Genomic DNA, 22996 nt, shown 5'->3' with positions numbered 1-22996 from the left:
GGCCGGTGACCCCCAGGGGATCACCGGCCGTTGCGCGTGCCGTGCGGCTGGGTCAGCCCTTCAGACCGGCCATCCAGGACTCGACCTCGTCCGAGCGGCGCGGCAGGGCGGCCGAGAGGTTCCGGTTGCCGTCCTCGGTGACGAGGATGTCGTCCTCGATGCGGACGCCGATGCCGCGGTACTCCTCGGGCACCGTCAGGTCGTCGGCCTGGAAGTACAGGCCGGGCTCGACGGTCAGCACCATGCCGGGCTCCAGGGTGCCGTTGACGTACGCCTCGGTGCGGGCCGCGGCGCAGTCGTGGACGTCGAGGCCCAGCATGTGGCCGGTGCCGTGCAGGGTCCAGCGGCGCTGGAGTGCCAGCTCCAGGACGCGGTCGGCGGGGCCTTCGATCAGGCCCCACTCGACGAGCTTCTCGGCCAGCACGCGCTGCGACGCGTCGTGGAAGTCGCGGAAGTTCGCGCCGGGCTTGACCGCCGCGATACCGGCTTCCTGGGCCTCGTACACCGCGTCGTAGATCTTGCGCTGGAGGTCGGTGTAGCGGCCGTTGATCGGCAGGGTGCGGGTGACGTCGGCGGTGTAGAGGCTGTTGGTCTCCACGCCGGCGTCCAGCAGCAGCAGGTCGCCGGAGCGGACCGCGCCGTTGTTGCGGACCCAGTGCAGGGTGGTGGCGTGCGGTCCTGCGGCGCAGATCGAGCCGTAGCCGACGTCGTTGCCCTCGACGCGGGCGCGCAGGAAGAACGTGCCCTCGATGTACCGCTCGCTGGTCGCCTCGGCCTTGTCCAGGACCTTCACGACGTCCTCGAAGCCGCGGACGGTCGAGTCGACGGCCTTCTGCAGCTCGCCGATCTCGAAGGCGTCCTTCACCACGCGGGCCTCGGAGAGGTAGACGCGCAGCTCTTCGTCGCGCTCGGCGGTGACCTTGTCGGCCAGCGCCGTCTCGATCCCGGCGTCGTGGCCGCGGACGACGCGGACCGGACCGGTCGCCTCGGTCAGCGCTTCGGCCAGCTCGCGGACGTCCTTGCAGGGGACGCCGAGCAGCGCCTCGGACTCGGCGAGGCTGTTGCGGCGGCCGACCCACAGCTCGCCCATGCCGTTGAGCCAGAACTCGCCGTTCTCGCGGTTCGAGCGGGGCAGGCGGTAGAGCGTCGCGTCGTGCGCGTCGCCGTTCGGCTCCAGGACCAGGACGCTGTCGTCGGTCTGGTCGCCGGTGAGGTAGACGTACTCCGTGGAGGCGCGGAAGTCGTACTCGGTGTCGTTCGAGCGGGTCTTGAGGTTGCCCGCGGGGATCACCAGACGCTCGCCGGGGAAGCGCGCGGAGAGCGCGGCGCGGCGGGCGGCGGCGTTCGGGGCCTGCTCGATCGGCTCCAGGTCACGCAGTTCGGTGTCCGCCCAGCCGCTCTTCATGCTCGCGGCGAGCTCGTCGGAAACGCCCGGGTAAAGGCCGTTCTTGCGCTGCTTGATCGGCTGCTCGTCCTCGTCCGGGGTCTCCGGGGTGAGCTCGTCGGTCACGATGCCTCCTTGTAAAGACTGAACCGCGTTCCATCGTATGTGCGGATCGAATGCGGTCCAGAGGGCGGAAGGTGTGACCTCTCCGGCACTTCGGCCATGTAGGGGCGGAGCCGCCAGGGGGGCCGCGTCCCTTGGGGCGGCCGGGTCTACGCCTCGAAGTGCGCGGCGAGCAGGATGACGTCCTCGTCCGACGCGGGATCGTCGAGACCCTGGGGCAGCAGGGCGGCCAGGATGTGGTCGGCGATCGCGTCCGGATCGCGGCGGCTCCTCCTGGGGACGCGGGCCGCCGCGGCGTGCAGCCGGGCGAAGGCGCGGTCCGTGGTGTCGCCGGTCCGGTGCAGCAGCCCGTCGCTGTAGAGCAGCAGGGTCTCGCCGGGCGCCGGTTCGATCTCCACGCTCGGCGCTTCCCAGCAGGCCAGCATGCCGAGCGGTGCGGACAGCGAGGTCTCGACGAACTCGGTGCGCCGCTCGCCGACGATCAACGGCGGGCAGTGCCCGGCACCGGCCAGGGTCAGCGTGCGCGGAGCGTCGCCGGGCAGTCCCGCCGGGCCGCCCGGCGGCTCGGTGAACGCGAACAGGGCGGTGGCGGTGCGGGCCGGTTCGGCCAGCCGCATGAGGAGTTCCAGGTCGGACAGGACCGCCACCGGATCCTCGCCCTCCATGACGGCGTAGGCGCGCAGCGAGGCCCGCAGCCGGCCCATCGCGGCCACCGCGCCGGGGCCCGAGCCGGAGACCGAGCCGACGGCGAGGCCCAGCGCGCCGTCGGGCAGCGGCAGCGCGTCGTACCAGTCGCCGCCGCCGCGCGGTCCCGATCCGTGCCGCACCGCGAGGCGTACGCCTGGCACCCGGGGCAGCCGGTGGGGCAGCAGTTCCTCGCCGAGTGCGGTGGCGGTCTCGCGGTGGCGGTCGAGTTCCAGGAGGCGGGCGAGGTGTTCGGACGCGTAGCTGCGGTAGCGGCCGATGAGGTGGCGCTGCCGTTCGGTCGGCTCGGCCGGTTCGTCGTAGAGCCAGGTCGCGGCGCCGAGGCCGCCGTAGGGGTCGGCGGCCAGCCGGACGGTGTAGCTCGCGGCGTACCCGAGGCGGGCGGCGACCTCGCGCAGCCGGGGGTCGATGCCCTTCGTGCCGGGGATGTCGGGTTCGGCGGTCTCGGTGCGCCCGGCTGCCTCGGTGCGGGTGCCGTCCTCCGGGCGGGATCCGGTGGCGTCGTGGCCGCCGTCCGGCTCCGGGAGGCCGTCGAGCATGCGGCGGTGCGGCAGGGCGCGGTGCGGGACGGTCTCGATGTGGCCGATGTCGGCGGGGCCGAGGCCGAGGCCGATGGTGGTGTCGGGGCCGAGTCCGTCGGCCGGTTCGATGACGATCAGGCCCCGGCCTGCGCCGATGAGGGCGGCGCCGGCCCGCAGTACTTCCCGGAGCGCGTCCGGCAGTGTGCGGGTGCACGCGAGCCGCTCGGTGAGGTCGTGCAGGGTGTCGGGGTCGGCGGGCGGGTCGGCAGTGTGAGCGGAGCCGGAGAGTGGGGGCTCGGTTCCGGCCACTTTCGGGACATGGGGGAGGGTCATGGCCGACGACTTCCGCCAGGCCCGGAATCACGCCAGGTGGCAACGCATTTTGGTAGGGAGTGCGTCGTTTTGTTGAGTGATGTCGTGCGGTTGTTTTGTCCGCTCAATTTACTCAATAGCATCGCAAACCCCCATGTCATGCTGCTCAGCTATCAATGCCTCCACATCTACACGCAACAATGACGTGATGTCCAGCATTGTCCCCAGGGGGTTTATGGTGTCCACTGGGCAAGAAGGTTGGCCGGAAAACATCCCCACGGACACTCATTTGGGGTCGACTGACGGCGATCAACAGCGCGTCATATGCACGATGGCGGGTACGTACTCGGAGAGATGCGGGGCCAGTTGGGGCCGCACCGGAACCCTCCGGCGGACACGGGCGTCTTTACGGACGACGACCGCGACGGACTCCCAAGTGGCGGGGATTGCACTACCGCACAGCAAGCGCCAAGAGCGCGCCACCCCGTCACGTTCCACGCTCGGCGTACGACGTGATGCGCTGCCCTTCGAATACGCAGTGTCCAAAGATCCACGTGGCGTGACCGGCCCCGGGTCGTACGGCCAGGTCGTATGAAATCGCCGCGCAGCGGCATGAACCGGCATGTAGTGCGATGGACTTAGCCCTCGGCGTTAACGGAAAGGAACGAGCGCTCATGCGCGAGATCCTCGGAAGGCGACGCAAGCATCTGTTCCGGCGCACCGGGAGGTCGGCCCTGCTCGGTGCGGCGCTCCACTGCGCCACCGAATGGCAGTGGCCGGTGGTCCCGGGGGTGAGACTGCGGGCCGGCGGCCGGCAGCCCGGCGGCTGGCACGGCCTCGGCGAACGCGCGGCGCCCCGGTGCAGCTGCCCCGACGCCGACTGCGTGGTGCCCGGCGCGCACCCCTTCGACCCCGGGCTGCTGGCCGCCACGACCGACGCGCGGATGGTGCGCTGGTGGTGGACGAACCGGCCGGACGCCCCGGTCGTGCTGGCCACCGGCGGCAACGCGCCCTGCGCGGTGAGCCTGCCGGCCGTCGCCGGTGCGCAGGCGCTGGCCGCCCTCGACCACTTCGGCGTCCGTATCGGCCCGGTCGTGGCCACCCCCACCCGCTGGTCGCTGCTCGTCTCGCCGTACGACCTGGCGGAGTTGGGCGAGCTGCTGCACACCCAGGAATGGGTGCCCAGCTCGCTGCGCTTCCACGGTGAGGGCGGCTATCTGGTGCTGCCGCCTTCGCAGATCGGCGCGGGCGCGGTCCGCTGGGAGAGGCCGCCGGCCGCCACCCAGGCCGCACCGTGGCTGCCGCAGGTGTCCACGATCGTGACCGCACTGGTCACCGCGAGCACCAGCGCCCCGGACGGCGGCAGCCGGCTCGCCTACTGAGCCCTTCCGGGGCCGCGTCCCGGAGTTTCACCCGTACGGGGCGGCGCAGCACGGGACTTCACCTCCCGGCGCCCCCGTACGGCCGTGCCCGCCGCACGGCCCCGGCCGCTCCGGTCCGCCCGCCGGAGCGTCCCTGCGCGCCGCGTCCCGGCAGCGTTGTCACTGCGGCCTGCCACGCCCCTGCGGGCGCCTCGGAAGCCCTCGCATGCGCCGCTGCGCGGTTCTGTGCCCGTGACCCTCCTGGCGGGCCTGTCGGACGTCCTGACGTGCGCCGACGGGCAACTCCGTGCCGGGTGGCGGGTGTTCACGCGGGTGCGGGTGCGGGGGCTGTGCGCGAGGCGAAGAAGATCCACACCCGGTGCCGCGTCGGATGCCGCGCGAGGTCGTGTCCGGTGTGCCGCAACGGATTCCGTGCCGGTGATCGGGCGGGCGGCCGTGCGGAGAGGGTCCGGCCGGGAAGAGCGTCCGGCTGCGGACATGGAAGCGCCCGGTCGCTGGCGACGGGGGATGCACCAGCGACCGGGCTCCTAGAACGGTAACAAGAGATCGGCGGTTCGCAAATTCGATCGCGGAATTCCGGACGCCTATTTACCGATAGGTAGGGGCAGTTGTGACGGGAGTCACGTCAGAGGCCCCTGGGATGTCACTGTCAGCTCAGCGTCACCTGACGGTTGGTGAGGCCACCGCGCGCCCGGCGCTCCTCCGAGGTCAGCGGGGCGTCCGAGGCGAGCGCCTCCGCCAGCCGCTCGGCGAACGCCGCGGCCGGTGCCGTCACGTCCTCCGCGCTCATCTCCGACGGCAGGTCCCAGACCGGCACGACCAGGCCGTGCGCGCGGAAGGACCCGACGAGCCGGGTGCCGTCACCGAGCGAGGACGTGCCGGCGGCGTGCAGCCGGGCGAGCGCGTCGAGCAGCTGCTCCTCGGGGAACGAGGTGACCCAGCGCAGGTGGTTCTTCTCCGGGGCCTCGCACCAGTAGGCGCCCTCCAGGCCGGGGATGCGGGCGGTCGGGATGGCGGAGGCGTTGGCCCGCTCCAGGGACGCGGCCACCTCGGGAGCGGCGTTTTCCGCGTCGTCCACCCAGAACTCGAAGCCGCTGTGCACGGACGGCTCGAAATGAGCGTCCGGGTCGAGCAGATCCTGGAGCCGGGGGCCGTCGGCGGCGGGCCGTCCGGCCGCCACCGGGGTGCCCGGCTTCGCGGCCAGGGCGCGCTGGAGCGTGTCCGCCAGGTCGCGGCTGAGGTCGCCGGACGAGGTGTCGTTCTGGATGCCCAGCAGGACGGCGCCGTCGTCGCGGCGCAGCGCGGGCCAGGCCATCGGCAGCACCGTGGCCAGCGTCACCGACGGCACGCCGTCGGGCAGCCCGCCCTTGAGGGCCAGCTCGGCGGTCGCGGCCGGCACCAGCTCGCGCAGCGCGACCCAGTCGCACTCGCCGGGCAGGCCGTCGAACGGGCGCCTGACCAGCTCGGTGACGGCGTGCGCCGCACTCCGGCCGTGGCATGCCTTGTAGCGGCGGCCCGAACCGCACGGGCAGGGCTCGCGGGCGCCGACGACCGGCACCTCCCCGTCCTGCATCTTCGGTGCTGCGGCCTGGGGCTGGGGGCGGCGCTTCTTGGCCATGGCGGCGGTGTCTCCTGGTCGATCCTGGGCTGAGAGGCGTGCACGCCAGGGGCGTCCGGCCGCTGCGTGCGCGCCTCTTTGGGACGCGGTTCGGCGTGAGCCTAGAGGAATGAGCCCGAATGCGTGTCGCCCTGCCCGCCCTGCCGCACGGCCCGCACCCTTCGCTCCTGCAGCGGGTGCCGGGACCGCCTACACCGGGTCTTCGAGGTCCGCGAAGGCCAGCTCGGGCGGCAGGCCCTGCGCCCCGCCCGCGGCGAAGGACGCCGGCAGGACCGGCGCCAGCGCGACCCGGTCGGCGAAGCCGTCGTACGCGGACAGCACGGCCCAGACCGTGACCTCGCCCTCCATCACCTCGCGTACGCCCCAGTCCTTGGACAGCGAGCGGATGATCGCCAGCCCACGGCCGCCGCGCGCGGTGACCGAGGGGGTGGCCGGACGGGGCCGGGTCGGGCCGCCACCGTCCGTGACCGAAACCGTGAGCTGCCCGCGGCCGTCGATGCGCCAGGAAGCGAGGACGTACTCCTGGTCACGACCGCCGTGGATCTCGCGCACGGCCCCCGCTTCGCGTACGGAGTCCGGCAGGCTCTTCTCGTATACGGGACGCGCATGCCGAGCGGCATTGCTCAACAGTTCCGAGAGGATGAGGACCGCGTCATCGACGACTGTGTCCTGAACTCCACTTGCCAGCAGCTCTTCGCTCATGCGTCGTCTGGCCATGCCGACACCCACAGCACCATGGGGTACGGCCATGATCGACGACGTCGGCACCTCTTGTGCCACCACCAACGCCACCCCCGAGACCTCCTTTGCCCCACGCCACGGGATGAATTCCCCAATGGACTGGACCGGAAACCGGCCAAGCGCTGCACAGTGACGCATTCGACACACATGCCCACGTGTCGCATGCGCCGGTGCACACCCTGTGACGAGCTTTAGGTAAAGCCGAGTTGGTTTCGTACCTGCTTAGGGCGATTTGTAATGACCGCATCCACGCCGAGATTTCGGCACAGCTCGACGTCATCGGGTTCGTTGACGGTCCACACGTGCACCCGGTGACCTGCCCGGTGCGCCCTGGCGACGTAGTCGGGGTGCGCGCGCAGGATCCGTATACCGGGCCCCGCGATGCCGACGCCGGGCGGCAGCCGGCCGTCGCGGTGCCGGGGGGTGAGGAACTGCATCAGGTAGACCGCCGGGATCGCCGGGGCCGCGGCCCGCACGCGGTGCAGCGAGCGCGCCGAGAAGCTCATGACGCGGACCGCGGGCGGCAGATCCCCGGGGCCCGTGGGCCTGGTGTGCCCGAAGCGCTCCAGGAGGGTGACGAGCCGGTCCTCCACCTGTCCGGCCCAGCGGGTCGGGTGTTTGGTCTCGATGGCCAGCTCGACCCGCCGGTCGGCGTCCGCGACCAGCTCCAGCAGGCGCTCCAGCGTCAGCACGGAGGTCAGCTCGGGGTCCTCGTACTGCCGGTCGGGCGCCTCGGGGTCGCCGGCCGCCGCCTTCCAGGACCCGAAGTCCAGGGTGGCCAGGTCGGCCAGCTCCAGCGCCGAGACGGCGCCGCGCCCGTTGGACGTGCGGTTCACCCGGCGGTCGTGGACGCAGACCAGCTGGCCGTCGGCGGTCAGCCGGACATCGCACTCCAGGGCGTCGGCACCGTCCTCGATCGCCTTGCGGTAGGCGGCCAGCGTGTGTTCCGGAGCGTCGTCGGACGCGCCGCGATGGGCCACGACGGACAGAGCGGGAGGACCCGGACGGGCGTCCTGGGCGGGGCGTGCATAGGTCACCGAGTTATCGTGCCATCCACCGTCGTCGGGCCGCCCCGCGCAGCCCGTGCGCACGGCAGGGGACGCGCTGCTCATCGGGCGTGAAGGACGTCCGGGATGAAGGATGAGGGGACGGTCACAGCCTCGGCTTACGGTGCGCTGACGCGCTGTGGGAAAGGCTGGAGGCCGAGCCCCGCCCGTGCCGTCCGGGCCGGGACTCGCCCGTTCCGCCCGGATCCGGAATCCTGAAGACCGGATTCCGCGTCCCTGGGACAGAGGAACCGGAAATCCCGGAACACCGGAACACCCGGTCCCGGAGACCGGCGAACCGGACGACGAGGCGCCGCAGACGCCCCCGCCGCCCGGTGAACCGGAGGACGGGCCGGGTTGTGGGCCGGCACAGTCGTGAAGCTGAGGAGAGAGCCGTGAGCACCGAGAACGAGGGCGCCGCCGTCCCGCCGGAGGCCGAGCCGCCGGCGGCGCCCAAGGCGTCGGACAGCACACCCGCGTCCGCCTCCGCCGCACAGACTCCGCACACCCCGCCCGCCCCCGCCGCGCCCCCGCCGCCGGACTTCGCCCCCACCACGGGCGACGGCCGGGCACCGGACGCGGCAGGTCCTGGCGCTCCCGCCGACCAGGACCGTACGGCGACGATGGCCGCGCAGCCCGGATACGGCGGGCCCGGACAGCCGCCGTACCCCGGCGGCGGGTACCCCGGGGCCGCGGGCGGACCCGCGGGGCAGCCGCCCGCCTACGCCTCGGCGGGCCACGGCGCACCCGGTGGCGGCTGGGGCACGCAGCCGCCCTACGGCGGTGGTGGCGGCGACCCCTGGGGCGCGCCGGAACCGCAGCCCCCCAGGCGGCGCAACGGCGGCCTGGTCGCGGCCGTGCTGGTCGCGGCGCTGGTCGCGGGCGGCGTCGGCGGCGGCATCGGCTTCTGGGCCGCTGGCCGCGACGACAGCTCCTCCACCACGGTCTCCTCTTCGGGCGACCCCGGTGCGCTCAACCGCAAGCCCACATCCGTCTCCGGGATAGCGCAGAAGGCACTGCCCAGCGTCGTCACGATCGAGGCGCAGGGCGCGACCGGCGAGGGCGGCACCGGCACCGGCTTCGTCTACGACAAGCAGGGCCACATCCTCACCAACAACCACGTCGTGGCGGCTGCCGACGACGGCGGTTCGCTCACCGCGACGTTCTCGGACGGCAAGAAGTACAACGCCGAGGTCGTGGGCCGGGCCCAGGGCTACGACGTCGCCGTGGTCAAGCTGAAGAAGGCATCGGACGCCAAGCTCACGCCGCTGCCGCTGGGCAAGTCCGCCAACGTGCAGGTCGGCGACGCCACGATCGCGATCGGCGCCCCCTTCGGCCTGTCCGGCACGGTCACCACCGGCATCGTCAGCGCCAAGGACCGCCCGGTGGCCTCCAGCGACGGCGGCGGCAGCAGCGCCTCGTACATGAGCGCCCTGCAGACCGACGCCTCCATCAACCCGGGCAACTCCGGCGGCCCTCTGATGGACGCGAGCGGCAACGTCATCGGCATCAACTCGGCCATCCAGTCGGCAGGAAACGGCGGCCTGGGCGGCGAGGGCCAGCAGTCGGGCAGCATCGGCCTGGGCTTCGCGATCCCCATCGACCAGGCACGCCGGGTGGCCCAGGACCTGATCAGGACGGGCAAGCCGGTCTATCCGCAGATCGGCGTCCAGGTCACCATGAAGGACACCGGCAACGGCGCGACCATCCCCCAGACCGGCAACGGCGGCTCGGACGCGGTCACTCCGAACGGCCCCGCCGACAAGGCAGGACTCCAGCCCGGCGACACCATCACCAAGCTCGACGACACGGTGATCGACAGCGGCCCCACCCTGATCAGCGAGATCTGGCAGCACAAGCCCGGCGACAAGATCACCCTCACCTACAAGCGCGGCGGCAAGGACCGCACCGCCGTCGTCACCCTGGGCCAGCGCACAGGAGACAAGTGACGCGCTAGTCTGATCCCCGCGGCACCGCCAGGCGCTGCCGCGGGGAGGCTTGCCCGAGCGGCCTAAGGGAACAGTCTTGAAAACTGTCGTGAGGTAACCCCTCACCGTGGGTTCAAATCCCACAGCCTCCGCAGGCGGACGGCCTCTGACCAGGGATTTCCCGGTCGGGGGCCGTTTACTTTCCCGGTAGCCGCCGACCCGTGGCCGACCGTTCCTGGCCGCGTTCGGCCGCCCTGGCCATCGCGCTCGCGGACGCGGCCGGTCCGGCCGGGGCCGCAGCCACCGCAGGGCTGCCCCGGCCCGGCTTCTGCGTGACCGGTTTTTCGGTGTCAGGTTTGTGAGACTCCGCCGTCGACGATCAGTTCGGAACCGGTGGTGAATGAACTCTGGTCACTGGCGAGGAACAGTGCCGCCGCGGCGACCTCGTCGGGTCGGCCGAGGCGTCCCAGGGGGATCCGGGCCGTCATGCTCGCCCGCACGGCGTCGCGCGTGGTCCCGTCCCCGCAGAGGGCCGACATCAGCGCCTCGGTTTCGATCGGACCCGGGCTGATCGCATTGACCCGGATGCTGCGCGGGGCGAGGTCCACGGCGAACGATCGTGCCAGGTTGCGGATAGCCGCTTTCGATGCGGCGTAGACGCTGCCCGACGGCCAGCCCCTCGTGCTGACCGTGGACGACATCAAGATCACCGATGCGCTCTCGGACAGCAAGGGCAACGCCTTCTGCACTGTGAAGATCAGGCCCTTCACGTTGATGTCGAAGGTCCGGTTGAAGTGGTCGACGGTGATCTCACTGAGTGCCGTCCTGGTGCCGACGGCAGCATTCGCCACCACGATGTCGAGATGGCCGCTGCGCTTGCTGATCACGTCGAACACCCGATCCAGGTCGTCGGGGTCGGACACATCCGCCGTGACAGCGGTGGCACGTTCACCGATCTCCGCAGCGACCGCGTCGAGTTGACGGGTCCGGCGACCCGTCAGGTACACCGTCGCGCCCTCCTGCCCGAAACGCTGGGCGATCGCTTGGCCGATTCCCGAGGACGCGCCGGTGACCAGTGCGACCTTTCCGTTCAATTGCTGCACGATCAACTCTCTTTCACGTGACAGTCGGGGCCAGGGTCCGGAGGAGGCGGAGCATCGCCTCCGGGTCGCTGCCGGTCTGTCGCGCGGTCTCGTCGGAAGTCATGGACGCGGCGTCCGGGACGTCCGCGATCCGCAGCTGGCCGCCACCACTCTCCTGTGCTCCCGTCCGCTGTCCCCGCCGAACGAGCTCTCCCGGAGAGCGGGTTCGGGAGCGGGTGCCCCCGGCTGTGCGGCAAACGGAACAACGAGGCGACGGGGTGACCGGAACGGCTCCGGATCCTGTTCGTTGAGCGAACCCCCTCGGTGGGGTTCGGTGCCCAGTCGATCACCGGAAGAGGGCCGATGGGCGGGGTGAGGCCCAGCTCCTCCTGGACCTCGCGTCGGCACGGGGCCAAGGGGGATCCCCCCTGTTTCGTCTCCGGGCGCTGATCGTGGCTGATGGCCAATCCTCGTTCAGTGGCGGATCGCACTGTGTCTCCGGGGCCTGGGGGAACGGGGCGTTCCTGCTGCGTGTCAGGGTGTTTCACCTGCGAATCGTCCAGCTCCGGGGGTGGGAGGTCGGGGGGCTGTCGCTCCCCCGCTACCGTGACGCTGAGTGAGTTATTTGCTGGGTTTGGCGCTGATTTCGGGTGATGTTGGCGTGGAATGGAAGGCGGGCGAGGGCGGTATGGCGGGGCGTGGGGTGCGTGGGCGGCGTGGTGTGGGGGTGTGGGTTCGGCGGGCGACGGGGCGGGATGCGAAGCGGCTTACGCGGATGGTGCGGAGTTCGCGGGCGTATGAAGGGCCGCATGCCGCGATGGTGGCGGGGTATCGGGTGGGGCCGGATTACATCGAGGCGCATGAGGTGTATGTCGCGGTGGAAGGGGGTGGCGAGGCGTCGGGGGCCAACGGGGGTGTGGGGGAGCGGGTGTTGGGGTTCTATGCGTTGGTGCTGGAGCCGCCCGAGTTGGATCTGATGTTTGTTGCCGATGAGGCGCAAGGGGCGGGGATCGGGCGGTTGTTGATCGCGCACATGCGGGAGGTGGCGCGGAGTGCGGGCATTGAGAGCGTGCGGGTCGTTTCGCATCCGCCGGCCGAGGGCTTCTATCGCAGTGTCGGTGCGCGGCGTACCGGCACCGTGGCGGCGAACCCGCCGGCTGTGATGTGGGATCGGCCGGAGATGACGATTGTGGTGGGGGAGGAAGAGGGGGAGGGGTGAGGGGGTTTGGGGTGGGGGTCAGTCGAGTGTGACGAGGTCTAGGTGGTCCGGGCTCCAGAGGTCCTCTGTGCCGTCGGGGAGGAGCAGGATGCGGTCGGGGCGTAGTGCCTCGATGGCGCCCGGGTCGTGGGTGACCATGACGAGGGCGCCCGGGTAGGTGTCGACGGCGCTCAGGACCTCGCCGCGGGACGCCGGGTCGAGGTTGTTGGTGGGCTCGTCCAGGAGGAGCACGTTCGCGCCGGAGTGGACGAGTCCGGCCAGGGCGAGGCGGGTCTTCTCGCCGCCGGAGAGGACACCGGCCGGTTTGTCGGCGTCGTCGCCCGTGAACAGGAACGAGCCGAGGACGTGCCGCACCTCGCCGTCGGTGAGATGCGGCGCGCCGGCCGCGAGGTTCTCCCGGACGCTGCGCGCCGGATCGAGGGTGTCGTGTTCCTGGGCGAAGTAGCCGAGCCGCAGCCCGTGACCGTGCACCACCCGCCCGGAGTCCGGCAGTTCGCGTCCGGCGAGCAGCCGCAGCAGGGTCGTCTTGCCCGCGCCGTTGAGTCCGATCACGACCAGGCGGCTGCCCCGGTCCACGGCCAGGTCCACGCCGCGCAGCACCTGGTGGTCTCCGTACGCCTTGGTGAGGCTGACGGCCCCCAGGGGCGTCCGGCCGCACGGTGCGGGTTCGGGCAGCCGGATCCGGGCGACCTTGGCCGTGCGGCGGGCCGGTTCCAGGTCGGCGAGCAGCCGGTCGGCGCGCCGTGCCATGTTCTTCGCCGCGATGGCGGTCGCGACCCTGCCGCGCATTTTGTCCGCCTGGAGGCGCAGTGCGGTGGCCTTGCGTTCGGCGTTGCCGCGCTCGCGGGCGCGGCGGCGTTCGTCGGCCGCGCGCTGGGTGAGGTAGGCGTGCCAGGTGGTGTTGTGGATGTCGAGGGTGGAGCCGGCGGCTTCTGCGGCGCCCGGATGCGGGCGAGCGCCGGGGGACGGGTCCAGGTGGAAGACCCGGTTGACGAGGCCGGCCAGCAGCTCGGTGTCATGGCTGGTGATCACCAGGCCGCCGCGGTGACCGGCCAGGAACGTCCGCAGCCAGGCGATGGCGTCGGCGTCCAGGTGGTTGGTCGGCTCGTCGAGCAGCAGGGTGTCGTGGTCGGCGACAAGGATGCGGGCCAGTTCGACGCGACGCCGCTGCCCGCCGGAGAGCGTGCCCACCGGTTGGTGCATGACCTCGGGCGGCAGCCCGACGCCGGCGGCGACCCGTGCCGCGTCGGCCTCCGCCGCGTAGCCGCCGCGCGCCTGGAAGTCGGCCTCCGCGCGGGCGTACGCGGTCATCGCGCGCTGCTGTGCGGCGGGCGCGGCGGCCTCGGCCATGGCGGTCTCGGCGGCGCGCAGCGCCCGCACGGCGCGGTCCAGGCCGCGGGCGGACAGGATCCGGCCGGTGACGCTGACGGACGGGTCGGCCGTGCGGGAGTCCTGCGCGAGGTGGCCGAGCGAGCCGGTGCGGGTGACCGAGCCGGCGGCCGGCTTGGCGGCTCCGATGAGGGTGTTGAGGAGGCTGGTTTTGCCGGCGCCGTTGCGGCCCACGAGGCCGATGCGGTCGCCGGGGGCGATGTGGAAGGTGAGGTCGGACAGCAGGAGTCGGGCGCCGACGCGTACGTCGGCACCGCGCACGGTGATCATGGATAACGCTCCGGAAAAAGCTCAAGGACACACAGACACACGGGTGGCGTGAAAGCGGGTGTCCGAGCTAGGAAATCCGGGGTGTCGACATGGCGGCCAGGGTAGTCGGGGTGGCGCGCGGGCGCAGCTGAATATTGCGGGACCGCCGTGGGGGAGCGGGGAGTGGGGAGTGGGGGTGTCGTGGTGGTTCGAGAGGGCCTGTGGTGGGCGTCAGGAGCGTTCGTGGCCGGGGTCAGGGGGTCTTGCGCGGGGCGGTGAGTGATGCGACGTAGTGGCGGGTGGCGGAGGTCAGGGTTGCCCGGATCTCGCGTTCGGGCAGGCCGGTGCGGCGGGCGGCGACGGTTAGGGCGCCGGTCAGTTCCGTGCCGAGGCCGGATTCGTGGGCGCGGCAGGCGGCCCAGAAGAGGCGCGCGTTGCGCTGCCCCGGGGGCGAGGTGCGGACGAAGCGTACGAGGGCCGTGGCGGGGTGGAGCGACGTCGGGTGGGGTGCTGCCGCGGGCGCCGGTTCGCCGGGGCGGGGCGGGGGCGTGAGGAGGCGGATGAGGGCGCGCGGGGCGGCGGCGGGGGTGCGGGGTGTGCCGGGCGCGAGGACGTACCGGCCGTGGGTGGTGAGGGAGCCGGGGCCCACCAGGTAGCCGCCGGTGCCGCGGATGTCGATGCCCGGGGCGAGCAGGCCGGCGGAGTTGGGCACCGGAGGGCCTGGCGGGCCGGTGAACCAGAGGTGCAGGCCGCCGCTGGGGGTGCGGACCGTGACGGTGGGCGGCAGCCCGAAGTGGTGCTGGGCGGCGATGAGTTGGAGCGCGGTGCGGCCGTCGGCGCCGTGCTTGGTGTCGAGGTCGACGCCGATGAGGTGGTGCGGTGGCAGGCCGCAGGCGATTCCGTAGGCCGTGGCCCAGGGGGCGGCGGCGAAGAGGCGGCGCACGGTGAACGGGTCGCTGCTCGCGTCGTGCACGCCGTGTCCGATCCGGCCGCATGCGCCGCGGCAGGGGGCGGTGGCCCGGCCGGCCCTGTCGTGGTGCGGGGAGCGGACGGCGGGGACCTTGCCGCGGGTCAGCGGGATGACGGCGTAGCCGAGGCCGGCGGCGGCGAGGGCGTGGGCGAGCGCGGCGCTGTGCGGGGTGGCGGGGGTCATCTGGGGTGGTGGGGGTGGTGGGGGCGGTAGGGGCTGTGAGGGCTCGGGGGGTTGTGGGTCTGCGGGAGGGCGGGTGTCGCGGGCCGGGCGGGCGGAGTGGGCGGAGCGGACGGGGCCGGCAGGGCGGGCGGCGACAGGGCGGTCGGCGACCGGATCGGCATGGCTGTGGAGTGGGGCCATGGATCTATTTTCGTACGGATGTTCGAGTAAAGGAAGGGGGGTGTGGGGGTGGGGTGTGCCCTGGGTGGGATGTGGGGGTGAGATGGGGGGTGTTGGCGGTTTAGGTGCGGTTTCTCGCTCTTGCGAGGGAATCAGGGGATCCGTTGGGATTCGATGGAGGTGTGGTGGGCAGTTCTCGTCCTGCGGCAACCCGTCGGCGGTCGGCGGGGCCGGGCAACCGCCGGGGGGCGGTGCGGAGTTGTGGCCGGCGGGCCCGGTCCGCTCGCCCGGCCCGTGTGTCCCGTCCGGGGTGTGCTCGTGCGGTCCCGTGGTTCCGGTGCGGGGCGGCATGCCGGTTCCGGCACCAGGAGGAGAGATGGCAGGACTGTGCACCACCCGGCCCGTCGGCGGCCGACGGGATGCGCTCGGGGAAGGCGGCACCACGACCGGGTGCATCCCCGGGGTGGACGGGAGACACCCGCCGTAGTGGGTTGTAGCGGGCCGCGATGGTGCGGAGGCGGGGAGGTGTGGGGGTCGGGAGGCGGGATGCGGAACGGCTGATGGGGGGGCAGAGGGGGGCGGGGGGGGCTGGGGCGCCCCGGGGGGGGGAGAGAGAAGGGTCGCGCCAGGCCAGGTATCCGCTTCGACCTTGACAGCGCGAGGGTTTCTGACGGACAGTCAGAAACCCTCGCGCTCGTTCATGACCGGGAGTTGAGGGGCGCGGCGCTCCGGCGGGTCGACGGCGCGCGTCCGGCCGCCGGGCACGGGCGCGCCCGCCGAAGCGCCGCGCGTCCCCGCCCGCTCCGCCGCCCGATCCAGCCCCGCACCTCACGCCGCCACCAGAAGGGGAGGCCGCCGACGTGCACCTCGCCCCCACCGCGCGCCAGCAGCGGTTGCGCGCCGAACTGCGTTCCTACTTCCGGGAGTTGCTGCCCGACGGGCCGCTCGACGACCCCGCCGAGCAGCGTGCCGTGCTCCGCAGGATCGGCGCCGACGGCCTGCTCGGTCTCGGTTGGCCGGTCGCGTACGGAGGGCAGGGGCGCGGCGCCGACGAGCAGTTCGTGTTCTTCGACGAGGCGTACCGCGCGGGCGCGCCGGTCTCGATGGTCACGCTCAACACGGTCGGTCCGACGCTGATGAAGTACGGCACCGACGAGCAGAAGGACTACTTCCTGCCGCGCATCCTGAGCGGCGAGACGGTCTTCGCGATCGGCTACACCGAACCGGAAGCGGGCACCGACCTCGCCGCGCTGCGTACCCGCGCGGTGCGGGACGGCGGCGACTGGCTGATCGACGGGGCCAAGAGCTTCACCAGCAACGCCCACCAGGCCGACTGGATCTGGCTGGCCTGCCGCACCGATGCCGGGGCGCCCAAGCACAAGGGCATCTCGATCATCCTCGTGCCGACCGGCGCGCCTGGCTTCTCCTGGACGCCGATCGAGACGGTCGGCGGGCTGATGACCACCGCGACGTACTACGACGGTGTCCGGGTGCCGGCCGGGAACCTCGTCGGCGAGGAGAACGCCGGCTGGCGGCTGATCACCAACCAGCTCAACCACGAGCGGGTGGCGCTGGCCGCCATCGGGATGCAGGCCGAGGACGCCTTCGACGCGGCGCTCGGGCATGCCCGTACGCCGGATCCGGCGACCGGGGAGCGGCCGGCCGACCGGGCGTGGGTGCGCTCGCGGCTCGCCGAGGCGCACGCCAGGCTGGCCGCGACCCGGCTGCTGAACTGGCGGCTGGTCGGCGACGTCGGCGCCGGGACGCTCGGCCCCGGCGACGCCAGCGGCGTCAAGTTCGCCGGTACGGAGAGCACCGTCGAGGTGTACCGGATGTGCCAGGAGGTGGTGGGCGACGCGGCGTTGGTGCGGGCCGGATCACCGGGCGCCTTCGGGGGCGGCGAGCTGGAGCGGATGAACCGTGCGGCGCAGATCAACACGTTCGGGGGCGGCGTGAGCGAGGTGCAGCGGGAGATCGTCGCGACGATGCGGCTGGGGATGCGGAGGGGGCGCAGGTGAGCGGCGGTGACGAACGGATACGGGGCGCCGGGGGGCGCGAGGACGACCTTTACGCGCGTCTCCGGCGCTTCGAAGGACGGCCCGCCGCGACCGGCGGCGTCGGCAAGGATCCCGTCAACCTGCCCATGATCAGGCACTGGTGCGAGGCGATGGGGGACGACCACCCCGCGTACCGGGGGCCGGACGCGGTGGCTCCGCCGACGATGCTCCAGGCATGGACCATGGGCGGTCTGTCCGGCCACACGGACCGCTCGTCGGAGTACGACGCGCTCTTCGCGCTGCTCGACGGCGCCGGTTACACCTCCGTCGTCGCCACCGACTGCGAGCAGGAGTACCTGCGTCCGCTGCGGCCAGGTGACCGGATCACGTTCGACGCGGTGATCGAGTCGGTGTCGGACCGCAAGACCACCAAGCTGGGGACCGGGCACTTCGTCACGACGCGGATGGACGTGCACGCCGACGGCGAGTTGGCCGGCACCCACCGCTTCCGGATCCTCAAGTACGCGCCGGCGCGCGCGGGCGGGCGCCCGCCGAGGGCCGAGCCGCCGCCCCGCCGCCCCCGGCCCGTGATCAACCGCGACAACGCCGGGTTCTGGGACGGGGTCGCCGCCCACACCCTGCTGATCCAGCGGTGCACCGGCTGCGGGCGGCTGCGGCTGCCCTGGCTGCCCGGCTGCCCGGACTGCGGCGGGCAGGAGTGGGACACGGTCGAGGCGGGCGGGGCTGGCACCGTCCACTCGTACGTCGTGATGCACCACCCGCCGTTCCCGGCCTTCGATCCGCCGTACGCGGTCGCGCTGGTCGAGCTGGCGGAGGGGGTGCGGATGGTGAGCAACGTGGTCGGGGTGGCGTACGACGAGGTGCGGATCGGGATGCCGGTGCGGCTGGAATTCCTGCGGGTGGACGGGGAGTTGGAGCTGCCGGTCTTCCGGGCCGTGCCGGGCGCGGGGGCCACGGGCGGAGGCGAGGGCTGACATGGACTTCACACCCACGGACGAGCAGCGCGCGGCGAGCGGTCTGGCGGCGGAGATCTTCGCCGACCTGTCCACGCCGGAACGGCTGGCCGCGCTCGGCGGCGGCCCCGACACCGTGCTGTGGAAGGCGCTGTGCGCGGCCGGGCTGCCCGGTGCGGTGGAGGACACCGGGCTGCTCGGTCTGGTGCTTCTCCTGGAGGAGCAGGGGCGGGTCACCGCGCAGGTGCCGTTCGCCGCGACCTGCGTGTACGGGCTGTGGGCCGTCGCCGCGCACGGCACGTCCGGGCAGCGGGAGCGGCTGCTGCCCGCCCTGCGCGACGGGACGCTGACGGCCACCGGCGCGTTCCCCGGCGGCGCCGCACCGGCCGTACGGGCCGAGCGGGACACCACCGGAGGGCCCCGTTCCGCCCCGGGGGCCGCCCGGCTGACCGGCACGGTGCCCGTCGTCCCCTGGCTGTGCGGTGCCGGGCTGCTGCTGGTGCCGGACGCCGGGCGGCGGCTGTGGCTGGTGCGGGGTGACGCGCCCGGCGTCGGCGTCGAGCCGGTCGCCACCACCGCGCCCTGGTCGGCGGGACGGCTCACCCTGGACGGCGCCCAGGCCGAGCGGCTGGGGGCCGACGAGGCCGCGGGCACCGGCCCGTACGACGACGTCGTCGCCGCCGCCCGCACCGCCTTCGCCGGGCTCCAGGCCGGGGTCTGCGCGGGCGCCGTCGCCCGCGCGGTGGAACACACCGCCACCCGCGAGCAGTTCGGGCGTCCGCTCTCCACCAACCAGGGGGTGCTGCTGCGGGCCGCCGACGCGCACATGGACACCGAGGCGATCCGCGTCACCGCCTACGAGGCGGCCTGGCGGCGGGACGCGGGCCTGGACGCCGCGCCCGCCGCGCTGACCGCCGCCTGGTGGGCGTCGGAAGCGGGCACCCGCGTGGTGCACGCCGTCCAGCATCTGCACGGCGGGATCGGCGCCGACCTCGGCCACCCCGTCCACCGGCACTTCCTGTGGGGCAGGCAGCTCGGCGCGCACCTCGGTGCCGGTGCCCAACTCCTCGAAGATCTTGGCCTGTTGCTCACCGAAGGCGCGACGGAGGAGGAAACGGTATGAAGCCGGGCGATGAACTGCCCCCGCTGCGCATCCCCGTGACCCGCACGCTGATCGTCTCCGGGGCGGTCGCCTCGCGTGACTACCAGGACGTGCACCACGACGCCGAGGCGGCCCGCGCCAAGGGCTCCCCCGACCTCTTCATGAACATCCTCACCACCAACGGGCTCGTCGGCCGCTACATCACCGACCACTTCGGGCCGCGGGCCGTACTGCGCAAGGTCGCCATCCGGCTCGGCGCGCCCAACTATCCGGGGGACACCATGGTGTTGAAGGGAACGGTGACCGGGGTCGACGGCGGGACGGCGCAGGTCCGTGTCGTCGGCGCGAACGGCCTGGGCCACCACGTCACCGGCACCGTCACGGTCACCGTGCCCGCCGACGACGGCCTCCCGGAGGGCAACGGCCGCGCAGGGGAGGCGTCATGACCCTGGACCGTGCGGACACCCTCGGCGGCCGGGCCGCCATCGCCGGTATCGGCGCGACCGCGTTCTCCAAGGACTCGGGGCGCAGCGAGCTGAAACTCGCCGTCGACGCGGTGCACGCCGCACTCGACGACGCCGGTCTGCGGCCGTCCGACGTTGACGGCCTGGTCACCTTCACCATGGACACCAGCCCGGAGATCACCGTCGCGCAGGCGGCCGGCATCGGGGAGCTGTCCTTCTTCTCGCGCGTCCACTACGGGGGCGGCGCGGCCTGTGCCACCGTCCAGCAGGCGGCGCTCGCCGTCGCCTGCGGCCTCGCCGACGTCGTCGTCTGCTACCGCGCGTTCAACGAGCGGTCGGGGCGCCGCTTCGGCTCCGGCGTCCAGCAGCGCGAACCGTCGGCCGAGGGCGCCGCGCTCGGCTGGATGCTCCCGTTCGGCCTGCTCACCCCCGCGTCCTGGGTCGCGATGGCCGCCCAGCGCTATCTGCACGCGTACGGGCTGACGCCGGAAGCCTTCGGTCATGTCGCGGTCACCGACCGCAGGCACGCGGCCCGCAATCCGGCCGCGTACTTCTACGGCAAGCCGATCACCCTCGCCGACCACGCGGCCTCCCGCTGGATCGTCGAACCGCTGCGGCTGCTGGACTGCTGCCAGGAGACGGACGGCGGCCAGGCGATCGTGGTCACCTCCGTCGAGCGGGCCCGTACGCTGCGCAGGAAGCCCGCGGTGATCACGGCGGCGGCGCAGGGCGCGGGCCGCGCGCAGGAGCAGATGACGAGCTTCTCGCGGGATCTGACCGGGCTGCCCGAGATGGGGGTCGTCGCCCGTCAGCTGTGGCGCACGGCGGGGCTCTCGCCCGCCGACATCGACGTGGCGATCCTCTACGACCACTTCACGCCGTTCGTGCTGATGCAGCTGGAGGAGTTCGGCTTCTGCGGGCCCGGCGAGGCGGCCGGTTTCGTCGCGGCGGACGCGTTGCCGCTGAACACCCACGGCGGCCAGCTCGGCGAGGCGTATCTGCACGGGATGAACGGGATCGCGGAGGGCGTGCGGCAGGTGCGCGGCAGCTCCGTCAACCAGGCGCCGGGCGCCGCGCGGGTGCTGGTCACGGCGGGTACCGGGGTGCCCACGTCGGGGCTGATCCTGGGGGCCGACGGCTGAGCGGCGGGCCCGCTGCCGGGACGGGGCCGGGCAGCGTAAAACCTGCGAGGTGGGCTTCCTTGGACGGCATTGTCCGTCAGGTGGTGGAGGTCGCCTTCCGGTCTTTCCGACTTTCCGGCCTCTCAGCCCGGCCCTTGCGTGCTCGAAGGAACTCGTCCTTCTCCCCAACACGCTCCGGTCGAGCTCCCTCGCTCGCCCCGCAGGCTGATACTTACGCTACGCCTCTTCGCGGCGGGTGAAAAGCCCTTTTTGTGACTTTTCTTCGTGCGGTCGATACGGGCTTCCGGGCACGGCGGGGACGCCTCCGGGAGGCGCCGCCCCGGCCGCTGCCCTAGGGGAGCGCCGCCCCCTGTCCGTCCTGAGGAGGTAGGGCGGCCCCCACCCGTACAACTTCAGACGGAGAGCGCTTCGGCACCTAGGGCCGATCCTCCGCGGCCGTCCCGCTTCTAGCGTGGAGACATGACCACGCCAGTGTGCACAAGCGCCGCGACACCAGCCGCGTACCCGTCGTTCTCGACCTACGTACGCGCCCGGGGACCGGTGCTGCTGCGTGCCGCGCGGTCGCTCTCCACCAATCCGAACGACGCGGAAGACCTGTTGCAGACCGCGCTCGCCAAGACGTTCGTGGCCTGGGAGCGCATCGAGGACCACCGCGCGCTCGACGGCTACGTCCGCCGTGCGCTGCTGAACACCCGCACCTCGCAGTGGCGCAAGCGCAAGGTCGACGAGTTCGCCTGCGACGAACTGCCCGAGCCCGACCCGGTTCCGGCCCCCGACCCCGCCGAGGTGCAGGGGCTGCGGGACGCCATGTGGGAGGCCATCCTGCGGCTGCCGCCCCGCCAGCGGGCGATGGTCGTGCTGCGCTACTACGAGGACCTGAGCGAGGCGCAGACCGCCGCGGTCATGGAGGTCTCCGTCGGCACGGTCAAGAGCGCCGTCTCACGCGCCCTGGCCAAGCTGCGCGAGGACGCCGAGCTGGCCCTGATCATGTGAGCCGGACCCAGCAGGTCGCACCAGGAGTGTCCGCCATGCCCGATCGTCCCCGTCAGCTCCGGCGCCGTGTCCCGGCAACGGCCGGGCTCCGCAAGGGTGTTACGGCGGTCGCGGTGCTGGCCGCCGCGCTGACCGTGGCCGGTCCGCCGCCCGCGTACGCGGCCCGGCCGGGCGGCTCGGCCGACGTCCTGCGGCAGGGCCTGGACCGTCTGGTGCACGACGACCGGTACCCGGCCGCGCTGGCCGCCACCCTCGGCCCCGACGGGCGGGCCCGCCACTACACCGCCGGGGTCGCGGACCTGCGGACCGGCGCGAAGGTGCCGGCCGACGGGCAGGTGCGCGCGGGGAGCAACACCAAGGCGTTCACCGCCACCGTCGTCCTTCAGCTGGTGGGCGAGGGCAAGGTCGCGCTCGACGCCCCCGTCGAGAGGTATCTGCCGGGCCTGGTGCGGGGCGAGGGCATCGACGGCCGCCGCATCACGGTGCGCCAACTGCTCCAGCACACCAGCGGACTGCCCGACTACACCGACCACCTCACCGACCTCACCGGCAAGGGCCGTCACACCTACGTCCCGCCGCGCACCGCCCTCGACCTGGCGCTCGCGCACAAGGCACGGTTCGCCCCCGGCACCGACTGGGCGTACAGCAGCACCAATTACCTGCTGGCCGGGCTGCTCATCGAGAAGGTCACCGGACGTCCGCTGGCGGAGCAGATCACCCACCGGGTCATCGAGCCCGCCGGTCTGCGCCACACCTATTTCCCCGCGGCGGGCGACGAGCGCATCCGGGAGGCCCACCCCGATGGCTACTTCGCGGCGAAGCCGGGCGGACCGCTGGAGAACATCACGGAGATGGACCCCTCCTGGGGATGGGCCGCAGGACAGCTGATCTCCACCCCGGGCGACCTGAACCGCTTCTTCACCGCCCTGCTCGACGGCCGGCTCCTCAAGCCCGCGCAGCTCGCCCAGATGCGCACCACGGTCCCCGCCGACGCCATGTGGCCAGGTGCCAGGTACGGCCTGGGGCTGGTCAGCGTGCCTCTGAGCTGCGGCGGCCGGGTGTGGGGGCACGGCGGCGACATACCCGGCTACCAGACGCGCACCGGTGTCACCGACGGGGGCCGCGCCGTCACGGTCGCGGTCACCGCCGTCGGGGCGCCGAGCGAGCGGGGCCCGGCGGATGTCAGAGGGGTCATCGACAGGGCTCTGTGCCGGTGAGTCGGATCGACAGCGCTCTGTGCCGGTGAGCCGGTGAGCCGGTTACCCGGGGGATGCGCCAACCGCCGTCGCAACGGCCGCCCCCGGGGTGCCGTG

At 72.8% G+C, this 22996-nt stretch carries 18 protein-coding genes and 1 tRNA gene; 11 read left to right on the top strand and 8 right to left on the bottom strand.

Going from position 1 to position 22996, the window contains the following annotated elements:
* Window positions 1-52: 52 nt before the first annotated feature.
* Both ACIBK8_RS26385 and ACIBK8_RS26380 read right to left on the bottom strand, forming a co-directional pair.
* Window positions 53-1510: an aminopeptidase P family protein gene (locus tag ACIBK8_RS26385; RefSeq protein WP_399044345.1), complete on the bottom strand. Its 1458-nt coding sequence runs from the start codon at window positions 1508-1510 to the stop codon at window positions 53-55.
* Window positions 1511-1656: 146 nt separating this feature from the next.
* Window positions 1657-3066, bottom strand: a complete 1410-nt coding sequence (locus ACIBK8_RS26380; protein WP_399044344.1) for a PP2C family protein-serine/threonine phosphatase — start codon at window positions 3064-3066, stop codon at window positions 1657-1659.
* A gap of 653 nt (window positions 3067-3719) precedes the next feature.
* Between ACIBK8_RS26380 and ACIBK8_RS26375 the strand changes: the two genes are divergently transcribed.
* On the top strand, window positions 3720-4427 hold the full coding sequence (locus ACIBK8_RS26375) for a bifunctional DNA primase/polymerase (protein WP_399044343.1): 708 nt from the start codon (window positions 3720-3722) through the stop codon (window positions 4425-4427).
* A gap of 649 nt (window positions 4428-5076) precedes the next feature.
* Here the strand turns inward: ACIBK8_RS26375 and ACIBK8_RS26370 are convergent.
* From ACIBK8_RS26370 to ACIBK8_RS26360, 3 genes are all read right to left on the bottom strand, one after another.
* A complete protein-coding gene (locus tag ACIBK8_RS26370; RefSeq protein ID WP_399044342.1) occupies window positions 5077-6045 on the bottom strand; it encodes a DUF5926 family protein in 969 nt (322 codons plus the stop codon).
* Between the two features lie 189 nt (window positions 6046-6234).
* Window positions 6235-6924, bottom strand: a complete 690-nt coding sequence (locus ACIBK8_RS26365) for an ATP-binding protein (RefSeq protein ID WP_399044341.1) — start codon at window positions 6922-6924, stop codon at window positions 6235-6237.
* A gap of 53 nt (window positions 6925-6977) precedes the next feature.
* Window positions 6978-7823: a glycerophosphodiester phosphodiesterase gene (locus ACIBK8_RS26360; RefSeq protein ID WP_399044340.1), complete on the bottom strand. Its 846-nt coding sequence runs from the start codon at window positions 7821-7823 to the stop codon at window positions 6978-6980.
* Window positions 7824-8227: 404 nt separating this feature from the next.
* On the opposite strand from ACIBK8_RS26360, the gene ACIBK8_RS26355 reads away from it, so the two are divergent.
* Both ACIBK8_RS26355 and ACIBK8_RS26350 read left to right on the top strand, forming a co-directional pair.
* Window positions 8228-9781, top strand: a complete 1554-nt coding sequence (locus ACIBK8_RS26355; RefSeq protein WP_399044339.1) for a S1C family serine protease — start codon at window positions 8228-8230, stop codon at window positions 9779-9781.
* Between the two features lie 43 nt (window positions 9782-9824).
* A tRNA-Ser gene (locus tag ACIBK8_RS26350) sits at window positions 9825-9912 on the top strand.
* 198 nt (window positions 9913-10110) lie between these two features.
* On the opposite strand, the gene ACIBK8_RS26345 is transcribed toward ACIBK8_RS26350, so the two are convergent.
* A complete protein-coding gene (locus ACIBK8_RS26345; RefSeq protein ID WP_399044338.1) occupies window positions 10111-10863 on the bottom strand; it encodes an SDR family NAD(P)-dependent oxidoreductase in 753 nt (250 codons plus the stop codon).
* A 667-nt stretch (window positions 10864-11530) separates the two neighbouring features.
* Between ACIBK8_RS26345 and ACIBK8_RS26340 the strand changes: the two genes are divergently transcribed.
* A complete protein-coding gene (locus ACIBK8_RS26340; protein ID WP_399044396.1) occupies window positions 11531-12061 on the top strand; it encodes a GNAT family N-acetyltransferase in 531 nt (176 codons plus the stop codon).
* A gap of 18 nt (window positions 12062-12079) precedes the next feature.
* On the opposite strand, the gene ACIBK8_RS26335 is transcribed toward ACIBK8_RS26340, so the two are convergent.
* Both ACIBK8_RS26335 and ACIBK8_RS26330 read right to left on the bottom strand, forming a co-directional pair.
* On the bottom strand, window positions 12080-13720 hold the full coding sequence (locus ACIBK8_RS26335) for an ABC-F family ATP-binding cassette domain-containing protein (protein WP_399044337.1): 1641 nt from the start codon (window positions 13718-13720) through the stop codon (window positions 12080-12082).
* Window positions 13721-13952: 232 nt separating this feature from the next.
* Window positions 13953-14852: a bifunctional DNA primase/polymerase gene (locus ACIBK8_RS26330; RefSeq protein ID WP_399044336.1), complete on the bottom strand. Its 900-nt coding sequence runs from the start codon at window positions 14850-14852 to the stop codon at window positions 13953-13955.
* A gap of 1019 nt (window positions 14853-15871) precedes the next feature.
* Between ACIBK8_RS26330 and ACIBK8_RS26325 the strand changes: the two genes are divergently transcribed.
* From ACIBK8_RS26325 to ACIBK8_RS26295, 7 genes are all read left to right on the top strand, one after another.
* A complete protein-coding gene (locus tag ACIBK8_RS26325) occupies window positions 15872-17029 on the top strand; it encodes an acyl-CoA dehydrogenase family protein (protein ID WP_399044335.1) in 1158 nt (385 codons plus the stop codon).
* Complete coding sequence (locus ACIBK8_RS26320; protein ID WP_399044334.1) at window positions 17026-18003, top strand: bifunctional MaoC family dehydratase N-terminal/OB-fold nucleic acid binding domain-containing protein; 978 nt, start codon at window positions 17026-17028, stop codon at window positions 18001-18003. The genes ACIBK8_RS26325 and ACIBK8_RS26320 overlap by 4 nt, the downstream gene beginning before the upstream one ends.
* Window position 18004: 1 nt before the next feature.
* Window positions 18005-19105, top strand: coding sequence for an acyl-CoA dehydrogenase family protein (locus tag ACIBK8_RS26315; RefSeq protein WP_399044333.1), 1101 nt, complete (start codon window positions 18005-18007; stop codon window positions 19103-19105).
* Window positions 19102-19530 carry a MaoC family dehydratase gene (locus tag ACIBK8_RS26310; protein ID WP_399044332.1) on the top strand — a complete coding sequence of 143 codons (429 nt, stop codon included), beginning with the start codon at window positions 19102-19104 and terminating at the stop codon, window positions 19528-19530. Before ACIBK8_RS26315 ends, ACIBK8_RS26310 begins: the two co-directional genes overlap by 4 nt.
* Window positions 19527-20690: a lipid-transfer protein gene (locus ACIBK8_RS26305; protein ID WP_399044331.1), complete on the top strand. Its 1164-nt coding sequence runs from the start codon at window positions 19527-19529 to the stop codon at window positions 20688-20690. The genes ACIBK8_RS26310 and ACIBK8_RS26305 overlap by 4 nt, the downstream gene beginning before the upstream one ends.
* A 459-nt stretch (window positions 20691-21149) precedes the next feature.
* The gene (locus ACIBK8_RS26300; protein ID WP_399044330.1) at window positions 21150-21683 is read left to right on the top strand and encodes a SigE family RNA polymerase sigma factor; all 534 of its coding nucleotides are present in this window, start codon (window positions 21150-21152) and stop codon (window positions 21681-21683) included.
* Window positions 21684-21718: 35 nt separating this feature from the next.
* Window positions 21719-22900, top strand: coding sequence for a serine hydrolase domain-containing protein (locus ACIBK8_RS26295; protein WP_399044329.1), 1182 nt, complete (start codon window positions 21719-21721; stop codon window positions 22898-22900).
* Window positions 22901-22996 lie beyond the last annotated feature (96 nt).

It is taken from the genome of Streptomyces sp. NPDC050161, assembly GCF_044460025.1.
Lineage (GTDB): Bacteria > Actinomycetota > Actinomycetes > Streptomycetales > Streptomycetaceae > Streptomyces.
This window is presented reverse-complemented; position numbering and strand designations above follow the sequence as displayed.

Coding starts and splice junctions, on each gene's coding strand:
- ACIBK8_RS26310 (WP_399044332.1), top strand. CDS start 19,102: ATGAAGCCGGGCGATGAACTGCCCCCGCTGCGCATCCCCGTGACCCGC.
- ACIBK8_RS26375 (WP_399044343.1), top strand. CDS start 3,720: ATGCGCGAGATCCTCGGAAGGCGACGCAAGCATCTGTTCCGGCGCACC.
- ACIBK8_RS26300 (WP_399044330.1), top strand. CDS start 21,150: ATGACCACGCCAGTGTGCACAAGCGCCGCGACACCAGCCGCGTACCCG.
- ACIBK8_RS26315 (WP_399044333.1), top strand. CDS start 18,005: ATGGACTTCACACCCACGGACGAGCAGCGCGCGGCGAGCGGTCTGGCG.
- ACIBK8_RS26295 (WP_399044329.1), top strand. CDS start 21,719: ATGCCCGATCGTCCCCGTCAGCTCCGGCGCCGTGTCCCGGCAACGGCC.
- ACIBK8_RS26340 (WP_399044396.1), top strand. CDS start 11,531: ATGGCGGGGCGTGGGGTGCGTGGGCGGCGTGGTGTGGGGGTGTGGGTT.
- ACIBK8_RS26330 (WP_399044336.1), bottom strand. CDS start 14,852: ATGACCCCCGCCACCCCGCACAGCGCCGCGCTCGCCCACGCCCTCGCC.
- ACIBK8_RS26305 (WP_399044331.1), top strand. CDS start 19,527: ATGACCCTGGACCGTGCGGACACCCTCGGCGGCCGGGCCGCCATCGCC.
- ACIBK8_RS26380 (WP_399044344.1), bottom strand. CDS start 3,066: ATGACCCTCCCCCATGTCCCGAAAGTGGCCGGAACCGAGCCCCCACTC.
- ACIBK8_RS26370 (WP_399044342.1), bottom strand. CDS start 6,045: ATGGCCAAGAAGCGCCGCCCCCAGCCCCAGGCCGCAGCACCGAAGATG.
- ACIBK8_RS26365 (WP_399044341.1), bottom strand. CDS start 6,924: ATGCGTCACTGTGCAGCGCTTGGCCGGTTTCCGGTCCAGTCCATTGGG.
- ACIBK8_RS26335 (WP_399044337.1), bottom strand. CDS start 13,720: ATGATCACCGTGCGCGGTGCCGACGTACGCGTCGGCGCCCGACTCCTG.